At 50.9% G+C, this 22095-nt stretch carries 23 protein-coding genes; 4 read left to right on the top strand and 19 right to left on the bottom strand.

Translation table 11 applies throughout. The annotated features are described in order from the left end of the window. Positions 1–2: 2 nt before the first annotated feature. The 8 genes from ftsL to A7K91_RS15455 form a co-directional block, all read right to left on the bottom strand. On the bottom strand, positions 3–404 hold the full coding sequence (ftsL, locus tag A7K91_RS15420; protein WP_068684231.1) for a cell division protein FtsL: 402 nt from the start codon (positions 402–404) through the stop codon (positions 3–5). 69 nt (positions 405–473) lie between these two features. Further along, on the bottom strand, positions 474–1424 hold the full coding sequence (gene rsmH / locus A7K91_RS15425) for a 16S rRNA (cytosine(1402)-N(4))-methyltransferase RsmH (RefSeq protein ID WP_068684233.1): 951 nt from the start codon (positions 1422–1424) through the stop codon (positions 474–476). Between the two features lie 30 nt (positions 1425–1454). Further along, positions 1455–1892, bottom strand: coding sequence for a division/cell wall cluster transcriptional repressor MraZ (gene mraZ / locus A7K91_RS15430; RefSeq protein WP_068684235.1), 438 nt, complete (start codon positions 1890–1892; stop codon positions 1455–1457). Between the two features lie 216 nt (positions 1893–2108). Next, the gene (locus tag A7K91_RS15435) at positions 2109–3371 is read right to left on the bottom strand and encodes an adenosylhomocysteinase (RefSeq protein ID WP_068684237.1); all 1263 of its coding nucleotides are present in this window, start codon (positions 3369–3371) and stop codon (positions 2109–2111) included. A 63-nt stretch (positions 3372–3434) separates the two neighbouring features. Beyond that, positions 3435–5078, bottom strand: coding sequence for a bacillithiol biosynthesis cysteine-adding enzyme BshC (gene bshC / locus A7K91_RS15440; protein WP_068684506.1), 1644 nt, complete (start codon positions 5076–5078; stop codon positions 3435–3437). Positions 5079–5221: 143 nt separating this feature from the next. Then, the gene (locus tag A7K91_RS15445; protein ID WP_068684239.1) at positions 5222–5620 is read right to left on the bottom strand and encodes a DUF3397 domain-containing protein; all 399 of its coding nucleotides are present in this window, start codon (positions 5618–5620) and stop codon (positions 5222–5224) included. Between the two features lie 24 nt (positions 5621–5644). Then, positions 5645–6664, bottom strand: coding sequence for a ketopantoate reductase family protein (locus tag A7K91_RS15450; RefSeq protein ID WP_068684241.1), 1020 nt, complete (start codon positions 6662–6664; stop codon positions 5645–5647). A 113-nt stretch (positions 6665–6777) separates the two neighbouring features. After that, a complete protein-coding gene (locus A7K91_RS15455) occupies positions 6778–7428 on the bottom strand; it encodes an RsfA family transcriptional regulator (RefSeq protein WP_068684243.1) in 651 nt (216 codons plus the stop codon). Positions 7429–7709: 281 nt separating this feature from the next. On the opposite strand from A7K91_RS15455, the gene A7K91_RS15460 reads away from it, so the two are divergent. Then, the gene (locus tag A7K91_RS15460) at positions 7710–7946 is read left to right on the top strand and encodes a DUF2626 domain-containing protein (protein ID WP_068684245.1); all 237 of its coding nucleotides are present in this window, start codon (positions 7710–7712) and stop codon (positions 7944–7946) included. A 163-nt stretch (positions 7947–8109) separates the two neighbouring features. Then, entirely contained in the window at positions 8110–9213 is a 1104-nt protein-coding gene (locus A7K91_RS15465) for a coiled-coil domain-containing protein (protein WP_082967481.1), read from the top strand. Here A7K91_RS15465 and A7K91_RS15470 read toward each other — a convergent pair. Next, entirely contained in the window at positions 9188–10501 is a 1314-nt protein-coding gene (locus A7K91_RS15470; RefSeq protein ID WP_068684247.1) for an ABC transporter substrate-binding protein, read from the bottom strand. The two genes, A7K91_RS15465 and A7K91_RS15470, sit on opposite strands and share 26 nt — an antisense overlap. Positions 10502–10729: 228 nt before the next feature. Further along, positions 10730–12067: a PhoH family protein gene (locus tag A7K91_RS15475; protein ID WP_068684249.1), complete on the bottom strand. Its 1338-nt coding sequence runs from the start codon at positions 12065–12067 to the stop codon at positions 10730–10732. A gap of 102 nt (positions 12068–12169) precedes the next feature. Between A7K91_RS15475 and A7K91_RS15480 the strand changes: the two genes are divergently transcribed. Beyond that, entirely contained in the window at positions 12170–12730 is a 561-nt protein-coding gene (locus A7K91_RS15480; RefSeq protein ID WP_068684251.1) for a YhcN/YlaJ family sporulation lipoprotein, read from the top strand. A gap of 40 nt (positions 12731–12770) precedes the next feature. Here the strand turns inward: A7K91_RS15480 and A7K91_RS26470 are convergent, their stop codons facing one another. The 6 genes from A7K91_RS26470 to A7K91_RS15505 form a co-directional block, all read right to left on the bottom strand. After that, the gene (locus tag A7K91_RS26470; RefSeq protein ID WP_156739582.1) at positions 12771–12938 is read right to left on the bottom strand and encodes a hypothetical protein; all 168 of its coding nucleotides are present in this window, start codon (positions 12936–12938) and stop codon (positions 12771–12773) included. An 81-nt stretch (positions 12939–13019) separates the two neighbouring features. Further along, entirely contained in the window at positions 13020–14063 is a 1044-nt protein-coding gene (locus tag A7K91_RS15485) for an LCP family protein (RefSeq protein ID WP_068684253.1), read from the bottom strand. A 43-nt stretch (positions 14064–14106) separates the two neighbouring features. Continuing rightward, positions 14107–14412 carry a YlaH-like family protein gene (locus tag A7K91_RS15490; protein ID WP_068684255.1) on the bottom strand — a complete coding sequence of 102 codons (306 nt, stop codon included), beginning with the start codon at positions 14410–14412 and terminating at the stop codon, positions 14107–14109. Between the two features lie 106 nt (positions 14413–14518). Beyond that, positions 14519–16366 (bottom strand): translational GTPase TypA, encoded by a 1848-nt coding sequence (gene typA / locus A7K91_RS15495; protein ID WP_068684257.1) that lies wholly within the window; start codon positions 16364–16366, stop codon positions 14519–14521. A gap of 67 nt (positions 16367–16433) precedes the next feature. Continuing rightward, a complete protein-coding gene (locus A7K91_RS15500; RefSeq protein ID WP_068684259.1) occupies positions 16434–16916 on the bottom strand; it encodes a hypothetical protein in 483 nt (160 codons plus the stop codon). Between the two features lie 172 nt (positions 16917–17088). Further along, positions 17089–17748: a TerC family protein gene (locus A7K91_RS15505; protein ID WP_068684261.1), complete on the bottom strand. Its 660-nt coding sequence runs from the start codon at positions 17746–17748 to the stop codon at positions 17089–17091. A 151-nt stretch (positions 17749–17899) separates the two neighbouring features. Here A7K91_RS15505 and A7K91_RS15510 point away from each other — a divergent pair, with 151 nt between their 5' ends. Next, on the top strand, positions 17900–18601 hold the full coding sequence (locus A7K91_RS15510; RefSeq protein WP_068684263.1) for a TerC family protein: 702 nt from the start codon (positions 17900–17902) through the stop codon (positions 18599–18601). 93 nt (positions 18602–18694) lie between these two features. On the opposite strand, the gene thiI is transcribed toward A7K91_RS15510, so the two are convergent. The 3 genes from thiI to A7K91_RS15525 all read right to left on the bottom strand — a co-directional run bounded on the left by thiI (position 18695) and on the right by A7K91_RS15525 (position 21970). Continuing rightward, on the bottom strand, positions 18695–19915 hold the full coding sequence (thiI, locus tag A7K91_RS15515) for a tRNA uracil 4-sulfurtransferase ThiI (RefSeq protein WP_068684265.1): 1221 nt from the start codon (positions 19913–19915) through the stop codon (positions 18695–18697). 2 nt (positions 19916–19917) lie between these two features. Further along, positions 19918–21072 carry a cysteine desulfurase family protein gene (locus A7K91_RS15520; RefSeq protein ID WP_068684267.1) on the bottom strand — a complete coding sequence of 385 codons (1155 nt, stop codon included), beginning with the start codon at positions 21070–21072 and terminating at the stop codon, positions 19918–19920. Between the two features lie 106 nt (positions 21073–21178). Next, positions 21179–21970: a lytic transglycosylase domain-containing protein gene (locus tag A7K91_RS15525; protein ID WP_068684270.1), complete on the bottom strand. Its 792-nt coding sequence runs from the start codon at positions 21968–21970 to the stop codon at positions 21179–21181. Positions 21971–22095: the final 125 nt, after the last annotated feature.

A 22095-nucleotide genomic window follows, 5' to 3' on the forward strand; every position in this document is an offset into this window, starting at 1 on the left:
ACCTATTCAGACATGACCGTCTGGCGGTCGCTGTCGCCCTTTTTCACTGTAATACCCTTATCCAAGCTGCTTGTCATGCCTTGCGTCTCCGCCATCTTGCGGATACGCTCGGGATCGCTCAACATCTCAACCTGCCGCTTCAATTCTGCCATTTCTACGTTCATGGTCTGCTGCTCGTTCGTTAGCTGTCTGATTTGCAGATTCATATCATAGATTTGTGCATAGCGGAAAATGATTACGCTGGCCACTACAACGCACACCAGAACGGTAAACAAGTATAGCAGTTTTTCCTGTACAGGCAAAGACTTTCTTTTGACAACTTTTCTCTTCGTTTCACGAATCCTATAATCCTGCTCTTGCTTCCGTTTGGGTTGTAGAGCCAGGTTTCCATTTATATACGCCATTGCACAATCCCCCTTGTCATATAAGTTGAAACCTAAAAATGTAGCGAGTTAGCCGCCGTATCAATAGATTTACATTTTTTCCGCAATTCTCAGCTTTGCTGATCTGGCGCGCTGATTCCGCTCCAGCTCCTCCTCGCCAGGTACGATTGGTTTGCGGCTCACCAGTTTCAAGATGCCTTTTTTGCCGCAAACGCAGATCGGAAAGTCGGGAGGACAGGTGCATTTCTCCAAATAACCTGCAAAAATGCTTTTACAAATTCGATCCTCCAGCGAGTGGAAGGTGATGACCGAAATTCTACCCCCGGGAGCCAGGCATTGGATCGCCGCTTCCAGCGCTTCCTCCTCGGCTCCCAGCTCGTCATTGACGGCAATGCGGAGCGCCTGGAAGGAACGCCTTGCGGGATGCGGACCAGTCCGTCTCGTTGCTGCCGGTATGGCGTTTTTCACCAGCTCGGCTAGCTCAAGCGTGCTTTCAATCGGCGCAACAGCTCTTGCTTTGACAATGCTGCGAGCTATGGAACGCGCAAACTTCTCCTCGCCGTACCGGTCCAGAATGCGGGCAATATCTCGTTCTTCCCATTCGTTCACGATGATTCGAGCCGTCAACGTTTCCTCACGGTCCATTCTCATATCTAGCGGCGCATCATGGTTGTAGCTGAAACCCCGCTCCGCTTCGTCCAATTGAGGGCTGGATACGCCAAGATCGAACAGGAAGCCGTCCACCTGCGGTACACCGTCCTTCATGGGCACGCCGCAGCCGGCGAGCTCTTCCTTCAAGTAACGAAAGTTGCTCCGAACAAGCGTGACCTTGTCCATATAAGGGGCAAGCCGCTTGCGGGCGTTGTCCAGCGCCCAATCGTCCTGATCGAAGGCGATAAGCCTGCCGCCTTCTCCCAGAGAGGAAACAATCAACTCACTATGGCCCGCGCCGCCAAGCGTACAATCGACGTATATGCCGTTTGGCTTGATGGCAAGCCCCGCCACCGTCTCCTCCAATAATACCGTTGTGTGCTGAAACACGCCTTGCAGCCTCCTTGCTGATTATGTTTGTCAGAAGTTGATATCGAAATCGGAAAGCGTTTCTGCGATTTCGTTAAATTTCTGTTCAGATTGCTCATAGTAGCCGTCCCAAAGACTTTTACTCCAGATTTCCATCCGTCCCGATACGCCAAGCACCATGCAATCCTTGTCCAGCTTGGCATAGTCGCGCAGATGTGCGGGTATGTTTACCCTTCCCTGCTTATCGAGCTCGCATTCTGTAGCGCCGGAGAAAAAAAACCGGGTAAAAGCGCGGGCATCGGATTTCATAAGCGGCAGCGACTTCAGCTTTTGCTCCAGTACGCTCCATTCGCTCATGGGGTAAACAAACAAGCAATTATCGAGGCCTCGTGTTGCGATAAAGGTTGGTCCCAGGGCTTCGCGGAATTTGGAAGGAATAATCAGACGTCCCTTCTCGTCTATACTGTGCTGATATTCGCCCAAAAACATAATTCCGCTCCACTCCTTCCCCCAAACACTCCACTTCGCTCCACTTTCCTCCACCTGATAACACTATTTCGCCACATAAAATAAAAATCCTGCTTTAGTAAGCAGGATTTTTAGAAATTTAATTTATGAGGTTAATTTCCGGATGGCTGCCCGGCATTGCGGAGAAAGGCAAAGCAAATCAAGGCAAGTCAAGGTAGATCAAGGCAGATCAAGGAATCAATGCTCGTTCCAGCTATCCAGATAGGCAATTTGCTGAGGCGTCAGGCTGTCAATGCCAAAGCCAAGCGATTCAAGCTTCAGACGGGCAACCTCCTGATCCAGCTCGTAAGGCACGTTTACGACTTTATTGCCGATCGCTTTATATTGCTCGTTTACATATTTAAGCGACATCGCTTGCAGCGCAAAGGTCATATCCATAATTTCCGCCGGATGTCCGTCACCCGCAGCCAGGTTGACCAGACGGCCTTCCGCAAGCAGATACAGGCTGCGTCCATCCTTTAACTGATATTCCTCGATGTTGCGGCGAACGACGCGTTTGCCATTCGACATGGCCTCCAGCTCCACTTTATTCACTTCAACGTCAAAATGGCCGGCATTGGACAGGATAGCGCCGTTTTTCATCACCTCGTAATGCTTGCCGGTAATGACATCGCGGTTGCCCGTTACTGTAACGAAGAGGTCGCCCAGCTTGGCTGCTTCCAGCATTGGCATAACGGCAAAGCCGTCCATATAGGCCTCAACGGCCTTGATTGCATCGATTTCCGTCACAATGACGTTGGCGCCAAGTCCTTTGGCGCGCATCGCCACGCCTTTTCCGCACCAGCCGTAGCCTACAACTACAACTGTTTTGCCTGCAACAACAAGATTAGTTGTCCGGTTAATACCATCGAACACAGATTGTCCAGTACCATAGCGGTTGTCGAACAAATATTTACAGTAAGCATCATTTACGGCTACCATCGGAAACCCTAAAGAACCTTCCTTTTCAAGAGCCTTCAGGCGGATAACCCCGGTTGTTGTTTCTTCCGCACCGCCGCGCAAATTGACCGCATGCTCCTTGCTTTCGGAATGAAGCAGAGTCACCAGGTCGCCGCCGTCGTCAATCAACAGATCCGGCTTGCATTCAAGCGCCTTCATGTTCAATTGCTTGAACTCCTCCGGCGTAGGATCGTATTTGGCAAAAACCGTGATGCCGTCTTCGACAAGAGCCGCGCATACATCGTCTTGAGTGGATAACGGGTTGCTTCCCGTAATCGTAACCTCTGCTCCTCCGGCTTGAACGACCTTGGCCAGGTAAGCCGTTTTGGCCTCCAGATGCAATGATATCGCAACCTTCAGGCCTTTAAACGGAAGCTCCTCTTGAAATTGCTTTTTGATTTCATTCAGAACAGGCATATGAGCGCTCGCCCATGCGATTTTCAAATGTCCTTCCGGCGCCAGCGCCAAATCCTTAATGATGCTATTTTCCTTGCTTGTCATTACTATTCGCCTCCTAATAATAAGAAAACTCAACTTTTATCCGGCAACGGCTAGCCTCAAAACTTATAAATAAACGACTTCGTGTCCGCCTGTCAGGCGGTATGGCGCAGCCAGCAGCTTGGTCAGCCATTCATCTCCATACCGGTTCCAATAAGCCGCCATGGTCAACACGCGTTCCTGCAGCTTTCCGTTAGGCGCAAGCGATAACCGGACCCGGTCAAGCTGGCGGGTGGCGGCTTCAAACTGCTTGTTGTGCGCATCAACCGTTTTGCCTTCCATATAGTTGATTTGCTCCACGATTTTGGCCAGATTGGTTTCGCCCAGCTTGGCCAAGCCCGGCTGTATGGATGCCGCAAGCTCCAGCAATTGGCTATAGTGCTCCGTAAAGCTCACCCTGACTGCCTCAAAGCGGCTCTCCAGAGACAGATTATCCTGCCGCTTCAGCCACTCGTCCTTGCGCTCCTGGAATCTTTCTACGACATCAGAAAACGTCAGCTCGTATTTATCCATGTTTTTGGCGATCACGCCTTCAACCAGCGTATACGACATGCGAGGCGCAATGATTGGCATCTCCATGCCCATCGCCTTAAAGGCGCCTGCAGTTAATGCCCAATATGCAATTTCACCGGGCCCAAGCACGGTGGACAAAACAGGCAGCAAATAGTCCTGCATAAGCGGACGAGTCATAACATTATTGCTTAACTGCCATGGCTCCTGGTCCGCCAGCTTAAGCAATTCCTCAAGCGTCCAGCTTTCGCTTTCCTTGCGGTCATGGAACCTGCCGTCCTTTTTGAACAGCAGAAGTCTTTCATCCCCGCGCTCCTTATGGAACAGAAACAGGTTGGCGCCGCCAGGATGCACATCCGCCTGCAGCGTATAACCCAGGGACTGGATATAACGGGCCGACTCGTGGTACGTTTCCTCCAACTCGTCATTTTGCTCCAGCAGTTTCCTGAACATACCGGCTTCAAGCTCCCTGACGCCGCGATCGTCGGCATCCAGCAGCACAAGTCCTTCCTCCGAAAAAAGATGCAGCATCAGCCGGGAAAACATATCCGACAAGGAAGCCGCTCCTTGCGCCAGCCCTGTAAGCTTTTCCAAAATATACGGCTTGAACTCGGAATGCGGCAATGCCGCCTCTAATTCCGCTATAACGGATTCCCATTGCTCCTGCTCCAGCTTTGTCCGGCTGACCGCCGTCCTTGCTCCTTCTGGGCGGGTTATTGCCAGCTTGCGCAGCTCCTGCTCCTGCGTCACAACAAACGTATGATTCGCCTCGTCCCAGTCATGGTCTTCGCCCGCTACCCAAAACACCGGCACAATAGTGGCGCCCAGCTTCTTGGACGCCTCGCGAGCCGCACCGATAATGGACACCGCTTTATGAATAACGAGCAGCGGTCCCGTCCAAAGCCCCGCCTGTTGTCCTCCAACGACAACCGGCGCGCCCTCCGCGATTGCTTTAATCGCAGTTAAGGTTGCTTCAGAGGCCCCATGACGCCGATTGTAGCTCATCAGAACATCGCCCAGCGCAGCCGCATCAACCCGGCCTGCGCCAGATGCCTTCAATCTATTAAACCGCCGTGCCCAATCCCCCTCATTTCCGGGATGGTAACCAAACCATGCAGCCAGCCTTTCATCCGACCGATCTACATAAGCCTTTGTCAAAGGCTGTGCAATTGGCGGTTGGTACGTATCTGTTGCAGTCATTCTGCCATCGCCCCCACCTTCGTCATAACGATCTTCTATTTCATTGTTCATAATTTGCCAAAAAGCAACGCCAAAGCTCATTGTACAGGAATTTGCGACCTTCCGTCAAAGCAAAAACGCCCCCGCATAAACGGAGGCATTGCTCAAAAAGCAATAACAAAGGATTTCCCGATTGCAACAAGCATCAGAATGATATACAAAACCGAGGTAAGAAAAAACGTCATCCGCCATACGGCCCGAAAAATGCGTTTGGCGTTTACGGCTCCCCTTTTGCGGAATTGGGCGTTGCCAAGCAATCCTCCGCCTAGCAGCATCATCAGCAAAATTCCATAAAAACCAAAGTTTGTATTAAGCATAACAACAAATAAAGCGCCGACGCACGGGATTAAAAATGCGGTAGAAACGTCCATTGCCATTAGAAGGGCTTTCTTCCGATCCTGTATGTATGCTCCATAGCCAAAAAATACAATTGCAAACGGCAGAAGGGGTATAATTGCGAGTGCGGCGTAAATGGATTTGAAAACATCCCAAATTGCGCCCATATTTCTTCACTCCTTTCTGTCAGGTCAAGGCATTATGGTCATTGCCGCTATGAGGTCTGTCACCGCACGGTTGAGCGGCGCAGGCTTTTCATATTGATTGGCGAGTGAGATGATGGCTCCATTAATGGATTGTATTTCTGTCTCCTTGCCATTGCGAACATCGCTTAACATAGAAGAAACATTTTCAGACGTTCTGCTGCAAACCAGAAGCAGCTCCTCCCACGTGTTTTGGCCAGGCTTCAAGCCCGCCTCCATAAGGATGAGACGGCTTTCTTCATGCAGCCTCCTCATCAGCTCAAGACGGCGGGGATGACGCGGCAATTCCCCGTTTGAAACGTCAAACAATGCCGTCAGCGGATTAATAACAGAATTGATGAGCAATTTATAATAAATGCGGTTATGAATTTCATTCGACAGAAACGAGGAAAATCCTGCCTTCCCCAGTGCATCCAGCAACATTTTTTGTTGATATTTCCAAGGATTCGTTCCCTTCTCTCCATTTTCGGGAAAATCTCCAATCCAAATCTCGCCTTTTCCGGTATGCAACACTTCATTTAGACCGATTCGTCTTGCTCCCGCAGCCGTTACGGCAGCAAATACCGGAATGGCTCCGTTAGTCGCATCCGCTATTTTGTGTAAATGGCCGATTCCATTCTGCATACACAGTATGGCTGCACGTCCGCCAACCCTCTCTCCAAGGAGCCGCAAAGCATGCAGCAGCTCGTCCTCCAGCTGGGTTTGCTTGACAGTCAGTAGCAGCCAATGAAAACAGCCGCTATCATCATTTTGTAGAAAGCGAGGGCTCTCGCAGCCGCGCCCATTTTGAACCGCCAGACCGCCTATCCATTCCCCTTCAACTCTGGCAACTAATTCATCTTTTTGCTCGCTGCCTTCATTCACCTCTCTCAGTCTGATTCCTTCACGATTTATTAAGTCTGCTTGCTCCGGGGTCCTCGTCCATACCGTAGCTGGGCTTCCGCCCAGCGACATGCGGGAGGCAAGCAGCAGCCCGATTGAACCGCCGCCAATTATATGAATTTTCAAAAAATCCCCCTCATTCCGCTCTTTGCTCTTTGTTTCGTATTATAGCGTGCAGCCAATCAACTTGAAAAGCCCGCCGTTTGAATAACGGCGGGCTTTCAACCAAGTGACGGAACCTATTCAATCCGTTCCAAATTTCCGTTGGCATCCATTTTAAAGCGCGGTTTTGCATCGTCCTCTTCTGTCAAAACAGTAAGTCTGCGAGCACGATCCATAATCTGAATCAATGTTTTGTAATCGTCGTTGACGGTCCGGTAATCGGTTTGTGCGCTGTTCACTTCATGCGACAACCGTTCGTTTTCCGCGCGAAGCCGAATCAACTCTTCTTCCCTGTCTTTTACTTCTCTTTCAAAAGATCGGATTTGACGAGACAATTCTTGATACGTTGTTTTCCATGTACGCAGAAAACGAATGACCGCATCGATAGACAACCCTTCATCAAGGCTTCCGATATCGCCTTTGAATCCGCGTTCATCCTGCTCCAGCACGGCAAGTGATGATACTTGCGATGTTGCGGCAACATTTTGCTTTCTCAAATAACTGCGCTTCTGGCGCTGCTGCTTGGCAATCTGGATGGCATCCTCGTAACGCTTGCGTACACAGCTGTTCCAGCGAAAACCGCAGGCCGCCGCCGTGCGGGCAATCCGTTCTCCAACTTCCTCAAAAGCAGCAAGCTGGGTACTTCCTTCTCTAATATGGCGCAGCGTAACCTCGGCGAGAATAAGATCGTCGTCCGGACTCCACGCATCTTGTCTGACTGCTGTCATGCAACAAAAACCTCCTAACGTAAAGGCGCTTACTTATCTCTATGCTCTTGGTAGAGTTCATAGAATCTATCGGATACTAATTTGTATAACCATTTTTACGGCTGCTCATACATGATATTCTGCATTCATGTACAAACTAAACATACAACCATTCATAAAGGCCGCTGGAGAATAATTTGAAAAGGATTACAATAAAAATGATATTTATCACAGTTTTCGGTTTACACTCCAAAGCGCAACCGTTATAATGAGGGGTAGAAAATGGCTTGAGGGGGATTATTATGGCACGCATGTATCGGGTGCTGGGCTTCTGGTGCCTAGTTATCGGACTTATGGCTTTTGCCGGTCATATGACTGAGTTTGCTCTTCTGTTTTTTGCGCAAGCCGTCGCATTTGTATTTCTGGGCTATTTGAACTTCTCCGAAAGAACATACATATTGATGTTCTGGGGATACATGGCGATTTCGTTTGTCGGATTTACTTATTGGTCCGTCTTCAAGCTGGATTTGCCTTTTTAACAATAAAAAGAGAAAAACGCCGTACGGCGACAGGAGCTGTCCTAGGAGGACAGCTCCTTTTGCTGTGTTCAGGAGCAGACGCAATTCGCCTTCCCCCTTTTGGCGGCAAAGGATATAATAGGTAGGACTGACGCATAAGCTAGTCTAGGGAGGGAGAATTCTGTTGATTAGCAACGTCAATGTAAAAACGGCTTCGGCAACGCTCCTGCTCCTGCTCGTTTATGTATTTTTGACTGCTACATGGCCAGCCATGGCGGAGCGCAGCGAAGCCCCAAAAAACGACGATGTACACGGCATGCTTGAGAAAAGCCTGTCCGTAGCCGAAATTGATAAGGAAATGGTCCGGATAACGCAGGAAAAGCAACAACTGCTGGAATCCATGACTGAAACGGATGCCGAATTAGCCCGGCAATCTCTAAAGCTTGAACAAAAACGCGAGCAAGCCGGAAAGGTGCTGCGAACGTATTATATGGGCGAGCATGACAGGTTGTTCGCCTCTCTGTTGTCGTCGGATTCATGGACTTCTTTTTTTACAATATTGGACTATATCGACCTCATTATTACTCATGATAAACAAACATTGGATAAATACATTGGGGAATATCGAGGCCTTCAGGAGCGTCAAGCGGCGCAGGAAGCCAAGCAGCTGGAACTGCTGGCTATGGAAAACAGGCTCAAGCTGCAGCGGCAACGCGTCACGGAGCTGGAGCGCGAGCTTGCGGATCAGCTTGCGGGACGAACGGACAGCGAGCGGCTGCTGTTGTTGATGAAGGAGTTAAACAAATTTTGGGAAGAAAAAGGACTTGCAGAGGTTCGTACATATTTTAAAGCCTTGTCATCCGCGATGGGCAAGCTGCCGGAATGGGTGCAGGACAATAAGGATTTGCTGCATATTAAAGGATTCCAATACACCATTACGGTACCAGAAGACAAATTGAATCAATTTTTAAGAGAGCAGAATGACGTTTTTAATGATTTTGCCTTCCGCTTTGAGGAGGGTCTGATTACGGCATCCGGCAAACGGGACAATATCGAAATTGCCATATCCGGCCATTACAGCGTTCAGGACGAGCCCAAAAACGGCATCCTTTTTCATGTGGATGACCTGCTCTTTAACGGATTTACGTTGCCCGACACAACAAGAGCCGCACTCGAAAAGGAGTTTGATCTGGGCTTTTATCCCGGGCTGATGATTTCTTTCCTTAAAGCCAAGGAGGTTGAAATAAAGGATGGCGAGCTAATTATTCGCCTGACGTTATCTCTGTAGAATCCGCAGCCGCCAGACGCTCCGGGAAACGGCTCCAGTCCCCTCCAGGCAGCATCTCAAGCTCCTCCTGCCAGCGCTGCCAGCGAAGCGGCCAATCAGCGTCAGTTCGCGGCATGCTCTGCTCGGGCAGCTTGGCGCTGGCGGCTTCGTACCACCAGACTGGCGGCGATAAGGTACGAGGCAGCACGCCGCCGATTTCGGCATACAGGGACGCCCTGACGGGAAGCTTGGCGGAATATTCGTAAGCGAGTCGGCCCGCATCCGTTCCCGTCACTTCCTCGATCCACAACATGGCTTCAACAGCCGCTTTGCTTCTGGAGGATACGGTAAAGCTGCTTCCCCCGAGCCAGGCATAAGGCAAAACTCTTTTGTCGGGAAGCAGCTTTTCTCTTGAGGATTCCGGCAGCTTGGCATATTGCTCCCACGTCATCATAAAGGCGAGCACCAAATCCTTTTCAATCAGCTCTTGCAGCATCTCCTGCGAGCCTTTTCCTGCCTCCGCCAGCGTCAAGCGTGAAGCGTCCAGCCATTCCAGCCCCTGCCGCTGACGTTCGGTCATCCCTTCCAGATTAAGAAGAGCCTCTCCTTTGCCATAGAAAGCCATGCACCACAATAATAGCTGTCTTAATTCCCCTCTATTTGCCTCTGCAAGGGAAAGGTACGATCCATCGGGACTTGTGAGCGCAGAGGCTGCTTCCTGTAAGGAAGCTTCATCGCGCGGAGGGTCCTTCAGTCCGCTTTTGGCCAGCAAACGTTTATTCCAGAGAAGCAAATCGGGATTCGCTTCCTTCGGAACTCCCCACAAATAGCCGTTCCAGCGCAGAGGCTCTGTGAGACCCGCCAGCTGATCGGATAAAGCATCCACGCTCATCAGGCTTTCCGCCGGCTTCAAATAACCCTTTACAGCAAAGGGCAAAACCCAGCCATTATCCATCAGCATCACGTCGGAAGCCAGCCCGCTCCGGCTTTGCTCCAGCCATTTGCCGTAAAGGCCTTCCGCCTCCCCTTCATTATGAATATGCACCGTTATGTAGGGATATTTGGCCATAAAGCCTTCGTTGTATTCCAATAGCTGAATATAGGCTTCCTTAGGCAAGGAAACGTTTACATTTAGTTCAACATCCCGAACCGGGTAGCGTTGTCCGCTGGCGGGCACAACCGGCTCCTCGTGCTTCAATAATTGACCGGCATTCCAGCTGAAATCGAGTCCACGGGTTAAAAAAAGCAGCAACAAGGCAACAAGCGCCAGCGCGCCGGCTGCAATGGGCAAATATTTGCGAGAAGACACCCTATTCTTCCTCTCCGATTCCTTTGTTGCGTATAGGATATCAGGATTAGGACCATTTGTCCAAGGCGATTTCCGCAAAAAGGGGCTGGCCGAAAAGTCTTTTACGGTAGATAACTATTCAGCAAAACCGGTCTCTCCCTGAAAAGGATGTCTTGGAAGCTCAAACATTTTTGTCCGCGCTCAAGACACCCTTTCCCGTCCGATCCTCTCTGCTGAATAGTTATTCGTTTAGAGTAAATCTGCAGCAAACTGTGCCAATCTGGAGCGTTCCCCCTTCTCCAGCGTAATATGGCCGCTAATGCTTTCTTGTTTGAAGCGTTCCACTGTATGCGTTAATCCGTTGCTGACGGAGTCCAGATAAGGATGGTCTATTTGGCCGGGATCGCCAAGCAGCACGATTTTGCTGCCTTCGCCCACGCGTGAAACAATCGTTTTGACTTCATGCCGCGTCAGGTTTTGCGCCTCGTCAATAATGATGAATTGTCCCGGTATGGAGCGGCCCCGGATGTAGGTCAACGCTTCAACCTGTATACTTCCCATACCCATCAATATTTTTTCGATATCGCCTGCTTTTTTTGTATCAAACAAATATTCAAGGTTATCATAAATCGGCTGCATCCACGGTCTCAGCTTTTCCTCCTTTTCGCCAGGCAAATAACCGATATCCTTGCCCATAGGCACCACGGGTCTTGCAATCAGCAGCTTTTTGTACTTGTGCTCATCCTCCACTTTAAGCAAGCCAGCCGCAAGCGCCAGAAGCGTTTTTCCCGTTCCCGCTTTTCCTGAAAGCGTCACAAGAGGAATATCATCGCTTAGCAGCAGCTCTAGCGCCATTCGCTGCTGCGCATTGCGGGCGGTAATGCCCCATACGGGGTCATTGCTCAGGAAAAGCGGCTCCAGCCTGGCGCCGTCCAGGCTTACCTTAAGCAGCGCGGATTTGCTGGTTCCCATCTCGTCGCGAAGAATGACGAACTCATTGGGATAAAGGGCGCTGCGAAGCTGGAGATGGCTGACGCTAAGAAATCTGTACGTATAAAATTCATCGATAACGGAGGGATGAACATGCAAGGTCAAGCAGCCTCCGTATAATTCGGAAAATTCCACAACCCGATCGGACAAATAATCCTGTGCTTCAAGTCCCAATACATCCGCCTTGATGCGAACCAGCACATCCTTGCTTATAAGCACGACGCTGCGGCGTTCTTCCTCCGGCAGCTTCTCCTGCTCCAGATGATAGTTTAACGCAACCGCCAAAATCCGGTTGTCGCTTGACATCTCACCAAACATCTCTTGTACCCGCATAAAGCTCCGGTGATTCAGCTCAACCTTAAGCACCCCGCCGCCCGGCAAGCTGATGCCTTCATGCAGGCGTCCCAGCTCTCTCATGCCGTCAAGCAGCCTGGAAACCGATCGCGCATTCCGGCCTAGCTCGTCTGCCAGCCTTTTTTTGGAATCAATCTCCTCAAGCACGACTGCCGGTATAATCAGCTCGTTGTCATGAAAGGAATAAAGGCTTTGAGGATCGTGCAGCAGCACATTTGTATCGAGCACGAAAATTTTTTTCATGTAAACCCTCCCGGCATCATAAATGCGTTTCATACATAGCCTTGGCTGACGGCGGACAAACTACAGAGCAAGAGCAATACAACCAATAATGAGGTGGCTTACATGTCCAAATGGGTATTGGCGACATTGACCGCTGCGCTGATTTTGACGGGGTGCGGCAATGGAGCAGGCAATAATAGACCCCCGGCCGAAACACCCGGCAATAATGTTCAAGCTCAGCAAAATGAACCCGGCAAAAAGCTGATTGAGGATCCCAAAGCTGTAGAGCTCCATCTGGAGGAGCTTGCCGCAAGCGTCGACGGTGTCGAAGCGGCGCATTGCGTCGTTATCGGCAACACCGCCATCGTAGGTCTTGATGTAGGCGGCGAGGTCGAACGCTCACGCGTCGGAACAATTAAATATGCGGTTGCCGAAGCATTCCGCAACGACCCTTACGGAATCGACGCCTTTGTTACGGCAGATTTGGATATGTCCAACCGGCTTGCCGAAATTCGGGAGGACATCGTCAAGGGCCGCCCTGTTGCAGGATTTGCCGAAGAGCTTGCCGACATGATCGGACGCCTTGTCCCTCAGCTTCCGCGCTACCTGTCGCCCGTTCAGCCTGATCCCGATGCCATTGACCGTGTGCTTCAGCCTATAGAAGGCAAAAGCAGGGGGAAATAAGTAAAGCTTTTGTAAACCTCCCCCCAGAGACAGAGAAAGCCTAGCGATGGTTGCAGCCATCGCTAGGCTTTCTTGCGGCCTCATTTCCATTGCTGGAAACTCGTCCATCTCTATGGGCAATGCAGATTCCTTCCACAGCACGGCGGGGCCGCTTGAACGAGAGCATGGAGCTGATTGTGAGCTTTCTTTCGCCTCGCGCATCGGTCATCCGCATACCCTCCCTGGAACCCGGATTAATAAAGCTGTTTTACACCCTTATTATAACCAGTATATGTACCGGAGTCTACGGTCATTCAGCCATTTTGGAGCTTAATGCCGCCTTAACCTCCTCCAGACTGGTTTTATCCGCATAAACATAGGGACTTCTCCATACCCCTTCCAGAGACATAAAGGAGAGATCAGCGCTGCGCACGCCAACGTAGGTTTCCAGCATACGCCGGATTTCCGATTCCGGCATATCCGTATCGATATTGGCGCTGGCTGCTTCAATAACCGATCCAACCTTCGTTAATCCGCCCAGCGATATCAGCTTGTCCAAAATGGCGCTGATAACCTCGCTTTGACGGCGCCCGCGATCAAAGTCGCTGGATTCCTGACCGCCGCGATTGGATTTGCGATAACGGACAAAATCAAGCGCTTTATCTCCATCCAGCGTTTGAAAACCTGGCTCCAGATCAATGTTCGTTCCGTCAGCATTGTCTATATACTTCATGCGGATATCGACGTTTACGCCGACGCCTCCAACGGCGTCCACCACATCGGAGAAGCCTTGGAAATTGATGCTTGCGGCGTATTTGATTTCAATGCCTAAATATTTGCCTAACACATCCCGCACTGCTTTTTTGCCGGCAAGATCGGCATCCTCGCGATCCTTGCCTTCCTTGCGCGCCGCGCTGTAGAAATCGGCATAAAAGGCATTGGCCTTGCGTGGCCGATAACCTTCCACATCTATATAGGTATCGCGCGGAATTGATATGACGGTTGCCGTTTTAGAGCCGGGAGCAAATGCAGCAACCTTGATGACGTCCGTATTGAGAGAACCGCCTTTAGGCCTCGCGTCCAGTCCAAGAAAAACAAAGGCTACCGGCTTTTCCTTGACGGATTCCTGAATAGGCACCTGGGTTGCTTTGTTCTCATCGATTCCAATATCTGTAATCGCATCATTTGTTTTCATGACCAGATAACCGAGATAAAGTGCAATAGCAACCAGCAGCGTCAAAAAAATACTGAAAAAAATCGTTAGAAACCGGGGTTTCTTTTTTGTTTTTTTCTTCTTTTTTACCAAGCCGCGAACTTCGGAACGCGGGGGCATTGATTTTCCTTCTTGACTCATATGTACCACCTACAATGGTTGTATTGAACGACCCTTGACACCATTATTGGCTTTCGGGCCGATCTTTTCCGGGAGCGCTTTTTTTGTTTCTCCGTTTGTCATACATTTGGCGTCCGCGAAGCATCAGCATCATAAGAACGGCAATGCTCATACACTGGATAATAGGCAATTTGTCTACTTGCAGTATCATAAGAACAAAGGAACCAATTACCATCAGCAAATAGACCATGACTTCTTTCAAAATAGGAAGCTTCTGCCCTGGCCGGAAAACCTGGTTAAATATAAAAATAGTAAAACCCAAAATCAATAGATAAGATACCAGCTTATGATCGCTAAGCCATGCCTGCATGTTCATATCCTCCCAGCACAATACTAATGCGCTGCCGAAGGTTGCCCCCCGGCAGCGCCGATTGAATATAGAGGTTGTTCAAAAAAAGGAAATGTTTTTGAAATTCCTAAACGCTAGCCTGCGACATCTTGCGATGTTTCTCGGCGCGTTCGCGCTCGCTTTTAACCAGTATCTTTTTGCGCAAACGAATGCTTTTTGGAGTAATCTCGCAATATTCATCATCGTTCAAATATTCCAGTGCATGCTCCAAGGAGAAAATAACCGGCGTTTTCAGCTTAACCGTATCATCCTTGCCTGCGGAACGAACGTTGGACAGCTGTTTTTCCTTGCAAATGTTGACGATGATGTCATTGTCGCGGTTATGCTCCCCAACAATCATGCCTTCATAAATTTCGGTACCCGGCTCAAGGAACATCAGACCGCGGTCTTCAACGCCCAGCATGCCGTAGAAGGTGGACGTTCCGTTTTCACTGGCAACCAATACGCCTTGATGGCGTCCGCCAACACCAGCACCTGCAAGCGGTCCGTAGCTGTCGAAAGCGTGATTCATAATGCCGTAACCGCGCGTCAGTGTCAGGAAAGACGTGCGGTATCCAATCAATCCGCGAGCAGGAATAATAAATTCCAGGCGAACCTGACCGTTACCGTTGTTGATCATGTTGACCATCTCCGCCTTACGGGTTCCGAGGCTTTCCATAACCGCCCCCATGCTTTCCTCCGGCACGTCGATCAGCAAACGTTCGTATGGCTCCTGCTTTTTACCGTCAATTTCCTTGATAATAACTTCCGGCTTGGACACTTGCAGCTCATAGCCTTCACGACGCATATTTTCGATCAAAATCCCCAGATGGAGCTCGCCGCGGCCGGACACGACAAAGGCGTCAGGGCTTTCCGTTTCGTCAACGCGCAACGCAACATCAGTCTCCAGCTCCTTGAACAAACGCTCGCGCAGCTTGCGGGAGGTAACCCACTTGCCTTCGCGTCCTGCAAACGGGCTGTTATTGACAAGGAACGTCATTTGCAGCGTTGGCTCGTCGATCTTCAATACAGGAAGCGCTTCAGGGTTTTGAAGATCCGCGATCGTTTCTCCGATGTTGATTTCGCGGATACCGGCAATCGCCACAATGTCTCCAGCGCCGGCCTCCGGAATTTCAATTCGTTTCAGACCCTGGAAGCCAAACAGCTTTTCAATCCGCGCTTGTTTGACTGCTCCGTCGCGGTTAATAACGGCAACAGGCTGGCCTTGCAAAATTTTTCCGCGGTTAACGCGGCCAATCGCAATGCGGCCCAAATATTCATTGTAGTCAAGCAGGGTAACAAGAAATTGCATGGGCTTGTCAACATCCTCCGTAGGAGCAGGAATATGGCCCACAATTGTTTCATACAACGCCATCATGTTGCCGTCCTGCTTCGCGGGATCAGACTCCATACTGGAAGTGCCCATCAATGCGGAAGCATAAACAACAGGGAATTCCAGCTGTTCATCGTTGGCGCCGAGCTCGATAAAGAGATCCAGTACTTCGTCGATAACTTCCTCCGGGCGCGCGTTGGGACGGTCGATTTTGTTAACAACAACGATAGGCGTCAATTGACTCTCAAGCGCCTTGCGCAATACAAACTTGGTTTGCGGCATACAGCCTTCAAATGCGTCGACAACGAGCAAAACGCCGTCAACCATTTTCATAATACGCTCAACCTCGCCGCCAAAGTCGGCGTGGCCTGGTGTGTCCATAATGTTGATATGGTAGTTTTTGTACGTAATAGCGGTATTTTTGGCCAAAATGGTAATGCCGCGTTCCCGTTCCAGATCATTGGAGTCCATTGCCCGCTCTTGAACTGCTTCATGCTCTCTGAAGGTTCCGGATTGTTGAAGCAGCTTGTCAACCAATGTTGTTTTGCCGTGGTCGACGTGAGCGATAATTGCGATATTACGTATGTTTTCTCTTGCTTGCATAAATGATGATCCACTCCAATGTTTTATTTATAGAACTGCTACTAGCACGAACTACCTTGCTTGCTTCCTACCAACGCTTGCGCTTGCCGAACATCAGGAAGGCTCCGGCGGCAATAAAGAGCGCGGCGACGAGATAAACGCCCCAGCTCCACATCAGCATAACGACAAAAAACAGCACCGATGCGGCGGCCAATACAATTGCAGCCGTGAATACAATGCGCGGAACCGAGGAACCGAACATGTAATATTCGTAAAGACCGATGGCTGCCCCCAAAATGAATAACGGCCACAGATATTTCAGGCTGTCCCAACCGACAATGTTGCAAATGATAAACAATACTGCGTAAGACACAAGCATTCCGCCAGGCGCCAGCATAACAGCCGGAACAACTCTGCCGAAATAGAGTACATGCAGCAGCACTCCCGGAATCAAAACAAGCAAAGGCCAGAAGATGGCGCCCAAAAGACTGAATACACCAGCTTTGCCAAGCAAGATCAAGACCCCGACCAACAGCAAAATAATCCCGGCGGAATATTTGTTTTTAGGCATATCCATTCCGCTCCTTACAACCTCATTCGCAATGGGAAGCGAAAGTCGGCAGATTTTATCTTTATTAGTTTATAGGAAGTGAAGCAAAAAAACCAGTGCGCAGAGTGTAACTTTCGCAAAAAAAAGCCGCCGCATGATGAGCGGCGGCAGGACAGCCCTTGCCTGGCCTAAATTACTGAGCCCTCCGGATCATTATGGAAGCTGCGATAACAAAGGGCACGCATAACAGCGGAATAAGCTCGGACAGCATTTTGGAGCCGTGAAACAACAGCTCGTTCAGCCCGGGGTCCTGCATGAGCATTTCTCCGGATGCAAAAGCCAGCAAGGCGGCTCCGATGTAAGACAATGCGGGAAATTTAATAAGCAGCGTTCCCAGCAATTGGCTGCCCCATACAATCATCGGTATACTTAACGCGATTCCAAGCAAAATAAGAACAAGGTCTCCGCCGGCAACAGCAGCTATAGCCAATACATTGTCCAGGCTCATAACAAAATCAGCGGTTACGATCGTCCAGATGGCAGCGCCGATCGACCTATTGTTTTTGATGCTGTGGCTTTCCCCCGCATGTCCGGCATCTGTTAGGAGCTTGACCGCAATGTAAAGCAGCAAAAGGCCTCCTGCGGCCTGCAAAAACGGTATTTTCAGCAATTGAAGCGCCACGACGGTCAACAGGCAGCGCAGAACCACTGCAGCCATTGCGCCCCACCAGACGGCTCTCTTGCGCTGCCGCGCGGGCAGATGCTGGCTGGCCATGGCGATTACGATGGCATTGTCCCCGCTCAACAATACATTAATGAGCATGATTTCGAGAAAAATAATGACATTTTCCACGGTTGTCCCCCCTCCTATGTTCAGAGTTATGAACAAGCCTTGGAGAATATGTCCAAAAATAATGAACCTCTCTTTTCTATTGGACAAAATTGGTGTAGACTTCATTTAGACTTCTAGCTATTCAGACATAAGGAAAGGAGGAATTATTCCTATGGATTTTTTCTCGGTCGAATTTTTCACCTCGCTTGCCATTATTGTTTTTACAGACCTGATCCTGGCCGGGGACAATGCCATTGTTATAGGGCTCGCCGCCCGCAACCTGCCTAAGGAGCAGCAGAAAAAGGCTGTTATCTGGGGAACGCTGGGAGCTGTGGGCATCCGGGTAATCGCCACGCTGCTGGTCGTTTATTTGCTCAATGTGCCATGGCTCAATCTGGTTGGCGGCTTGCTTCTAATATGGATCGCTTACAAACTGGTGGTACAGGAAAATGATCACGGGGACGTTAAAGCCGGCAATACTCTGCTGCAGTCGATTCGCACGATCATCATCGCGGACGCCGCAATGGGCATCGACAATGTGCTGGCTGTTGCGGGAGCGGCTCACGGCAATACCGTACTCGTTGTTTTGGGCTTGCTAATCAGCGTGCCTATCGTGGTTTGGGGAAGCACCTTGTTCATCAAGCTCATCAATCGCTTCCAATGGATCGTTTACGTTGGGTCAGCCGTCCTGGCCTTCACCGCGTCCAAAATGATTTCGCACGAGCATAAATTAGGCGGAGCGCTTGACAGCAACCCTGTCATTTATTGGTCCTTTATCGCAGTTGTCGTTGCGGTAACGGTCTATCTGGGCTATTGGACCAACAAACGCAAACAAGCCGCCGCATTGGCACAAAAAAGCAGACAATCCCATTAGGATTGCCTGCTTTTTTTATTTTTATCTGCGGAGACTCAAACACTCAGGTACTCCTTTAAGCTATTTGATATTCCATTGAGCTTCAGACACACCCTAGAACCAGCTGTCTTCTCCCGCCTGAGCAGCGCTGTTGTCGCTGTTTGGGGTAAGCATGAGCGTTTCCGTATTTTGCAAGGCGACGGCAATTTTGTCGTCAAGCTCCTTCATGCCGGCCTCGATTCGCTCCACAACCCGCATGTTGGGATTTGTGCTGGGCGATTTGGGCAGGAACAGCGTGCAGCAGTCCTCGTACGGCAAAATCGACGTTTCGTACGTGCCGATCTTTACGGCTAGATTTATAATTTCCTGCTTGTCCATCATAATCAGCGGCTTGAGCATAGGCAATGCAGCAGCCCTGCCGATCACATTCATGCTGGGAAGCGTCTGGCTTGCAACCTGGCCCAGGCTTTCGCCGGTTACGATGCCAAGGGCTCCGTGGCGCTCTGCGAGCTGCTCCGTTATGCGCAGCATCGCTCTTCGCATCAGCGTAATGATCAGATGCTCCTGGCCGGCCTGAACAAGCGAGGTTTGAATATCGGTAAACGGCACAAGATGCAGCTTGATCGGCGTTCCGCTGAAATAGGAAAGCCTTTTTGACAGTTCAATTACTTTGTCCGTCGCTTGCTGGCTTGTAAAGGGATAGCTGTGAAAATGAACGGCCTCCAGCTCAAGCCCCTTGCGCATGGCCATCCACCCTGCCACAGGGCTGTCGATGCCTCCTGAGAGCAGCAGCATCGCCTTGCCGTTGGAGCCAAAAGGAAAACCGCCAACCGCTGGAATGACCTCGCAGAAAATATAAGCGGATTCCTCCTGAATATCGACGCGAAGCTCCACCTCGGGCTCCCGTACATTAACGGATAGCTCGGGAAAGGCGCGCAGCACATGCGCCCCGACCAGATGATTCATCTCTTGCGAATTGTGAGGAAACTTTTTCCAGGCCCGCTTGACGCTCATCTTGAAGGTTTTCGGCGGTGTAGAAAGAGCGGACATAACCGCAAGCGCCGCCGCGCGAATGTCCTCCAGATCGGGAGAACAGCTTCGGACGGGGCTGAGTGAGGTCAGGCCAAACAGCTCCTTAAGCCGATCCGCTACCGGGCCGTAAGGATGGCCGTTCAGGCGAACGTAAAGCCGGCCATACGTTTTCCAGTAGGTGACTCCTTCAAAGCCTGTCAGTGCGTTTTTGACCTGCCGCAGCATCTTTTTCTCGAATTGATTGCGGTTTCTGCCCTTCATGGTCAAATCGCCATAGCGCAAAACCAATTGATCGTATACCACTATCAGGTACTCCTCCCCAAATGCTTCAGTTGACTGATGATGCTTTCAAGCGCTTTGATCAGCACATCGACATGCGCCTCGCGGTGACAGTTGCCAAAGCTTATTCGAACGCCTCCGGATGCTTGCGACGGACTTGCGCCCAATGCCAGCAGCACGCGGCTTGGCTTGCTGTCCTTGGAAGAACAAGCAGAGCGCGTCGAGGCCAAAATGCCATGCTGCTCCAGCATATGAATAATGACCTCCGGCTTCATGCCGGGGTACGAAAAGTGCACGATATGAGGAGCAAGCGGCTCCGCCCCGTTTACTTTCAGCTCGGGCGTTGCCTCTGCAAATGCTCGCAGCTTGTCCCTAAGGGGCTTCATGGCCGCAGCGGATGCTTCGGCGCCCTCGGCTGCCAGCCTGACAGCCTTGGCTGCTGCAACGATCGACGGCACGTTTTCGGTACCGGGACGCAGCCCAAACTCCTGCGAGCCTCCCGAGAGCAGCGGCTGGAGCGTAATGCCTTCCTTCACATAAAGCAGCCCTACCCCCCTGGGTCCGCCAAGCTTGTGTGCAGACGCGCTAAGCAGGTGGATGCCGCAGCCTTCGATATCAAGCGGCAGCTTGCCTATGCTTTGTACCGCATCCACATGAAAAAGCGTCCTCGGACGGCTGCTCAGCAAACGGCCAATTTCCTGAATGGGCTGAACGGTGCCGATTTCGTTATTCACATGCATAATGCTGACCAGGATAGTTTCGTCCGTTAACGCGGCCTCCACATCGGATACCGATACATGGCCCTCCCGCCCTACAGGCAGAAACGTCACCTTAAAGCCTTCCTCCTGAAGCTGAAGCATGGATTCGTGTACAGAGGCATGCTCGATGGCCGTTGTAATGATATGCTTGCCGCGGTTGCGGTATTGTCTTGCCGCGCCCTTAACGGCTAAATTGTTGGATTCCGTTCCCCCGGATGTAAACAGCCAGTTGCCCGACGCGGTCCCCAGCTTTTCAGCAACCAGCGTCCTGGATCGCTGAATGAGCTTGGCTGCCTGAATACCGCCTTCATGCAGCGAAGAGGGGTTGAAATAAATTTGCCGCGTTACCTCCAGCAATGTATCCGCCACCTCGCTCAGAAGCGGTGCCGACGCGCTGTAATCCATATACAGCTTCTCCTTCATGCCGCGTACCTCCCTTCCTCCAATGAAAAGAAAAGGATCGCCGCCTGCGCTGCTTCCGTACGAACGGAGCGCCGGCCGTGATCCCGTTGCAAACTAATCTTTCGCCTTATGCTTTGGCCTGCTGGACCTTGACGACATACCGCTGTGTTTCTTGCGGAAGCTCTTCCATCCGGGAGAGCAGCTCTTCGTCAGAGTAAATCCCCAGCCGGTCCATCCGGCCTGGTCCGGCGTTGTAGGCTGCCAGAGCAGTCAGCTCATTGCCGTTATATTTGCGCAAAAGCAGCGACAAATATTTGGTGCCGCCATCAACGTTTTGGACTGGATCAAAGGAGTCTTGCACACCTAGCCCTCTCGCCGTTCCGTCCATAAGCTGCATCAGTCCCTTGGCTCCCGCATGGGATTCCGCTTGAGCATCAAAGCCGGATTCCGTAGCAATAACCGCAGCTATCAGCGAGCTGGACACGCCGTATTTGGCAGACGCCGTTTCGATAAGTCCGGCATACGCCGCCGCGTTTCCTCCAAGCTGTTGCCAGTCGGCAGCTTCATAGCCGCTCCTGTGCTCCACGTCGCTCAACAGACTTGCCCAGATGGGATAATAGCTTGCGGACTCAGCGTTCACACGTCCCCACAACCCCCCATCTCCCGTCCATACCGGCTGGCCCGATGAATCCAGGCCCATCATCTCTTCGATGCCAGCGGCATCGGGGCTGTTGGAAGCAGAACCAATGGAAGCGGAGCTATCGTTCGCGGAGGAGAGCTGCGCGGACAATATTGTATTAAAAACGGAAGATGCCCCGTCACTGTTCTTTTCGTCTTTCCTGGCCGTTGAGCCGAAGCTCAGGCTTGGTGCCAGCTGCGATTGCAGCATTGTTCGCAATGTGCGGGGATCCATTCCCATTATGACGCCTCCCTGTTCTTTCGCCTTCTACAGAAAGTATATCGGTTTCCATTGTACATGTTTTTAGCTCTTGCGGCTAGTCCAACGTTGAACGCCCCGTAAGGTTGAGAAAAAGCTTATACAGA

It is taken from the genome of Paenibacillus oryzae, from assembly GCF_001675045.1.
Taxonomy (GTDB): Bacteria; Bacillota; Bacilli; order Paenibacillales; family Paenibacillaceae; genus Pristimantibacillus; species Pristimantibacillus oryzae.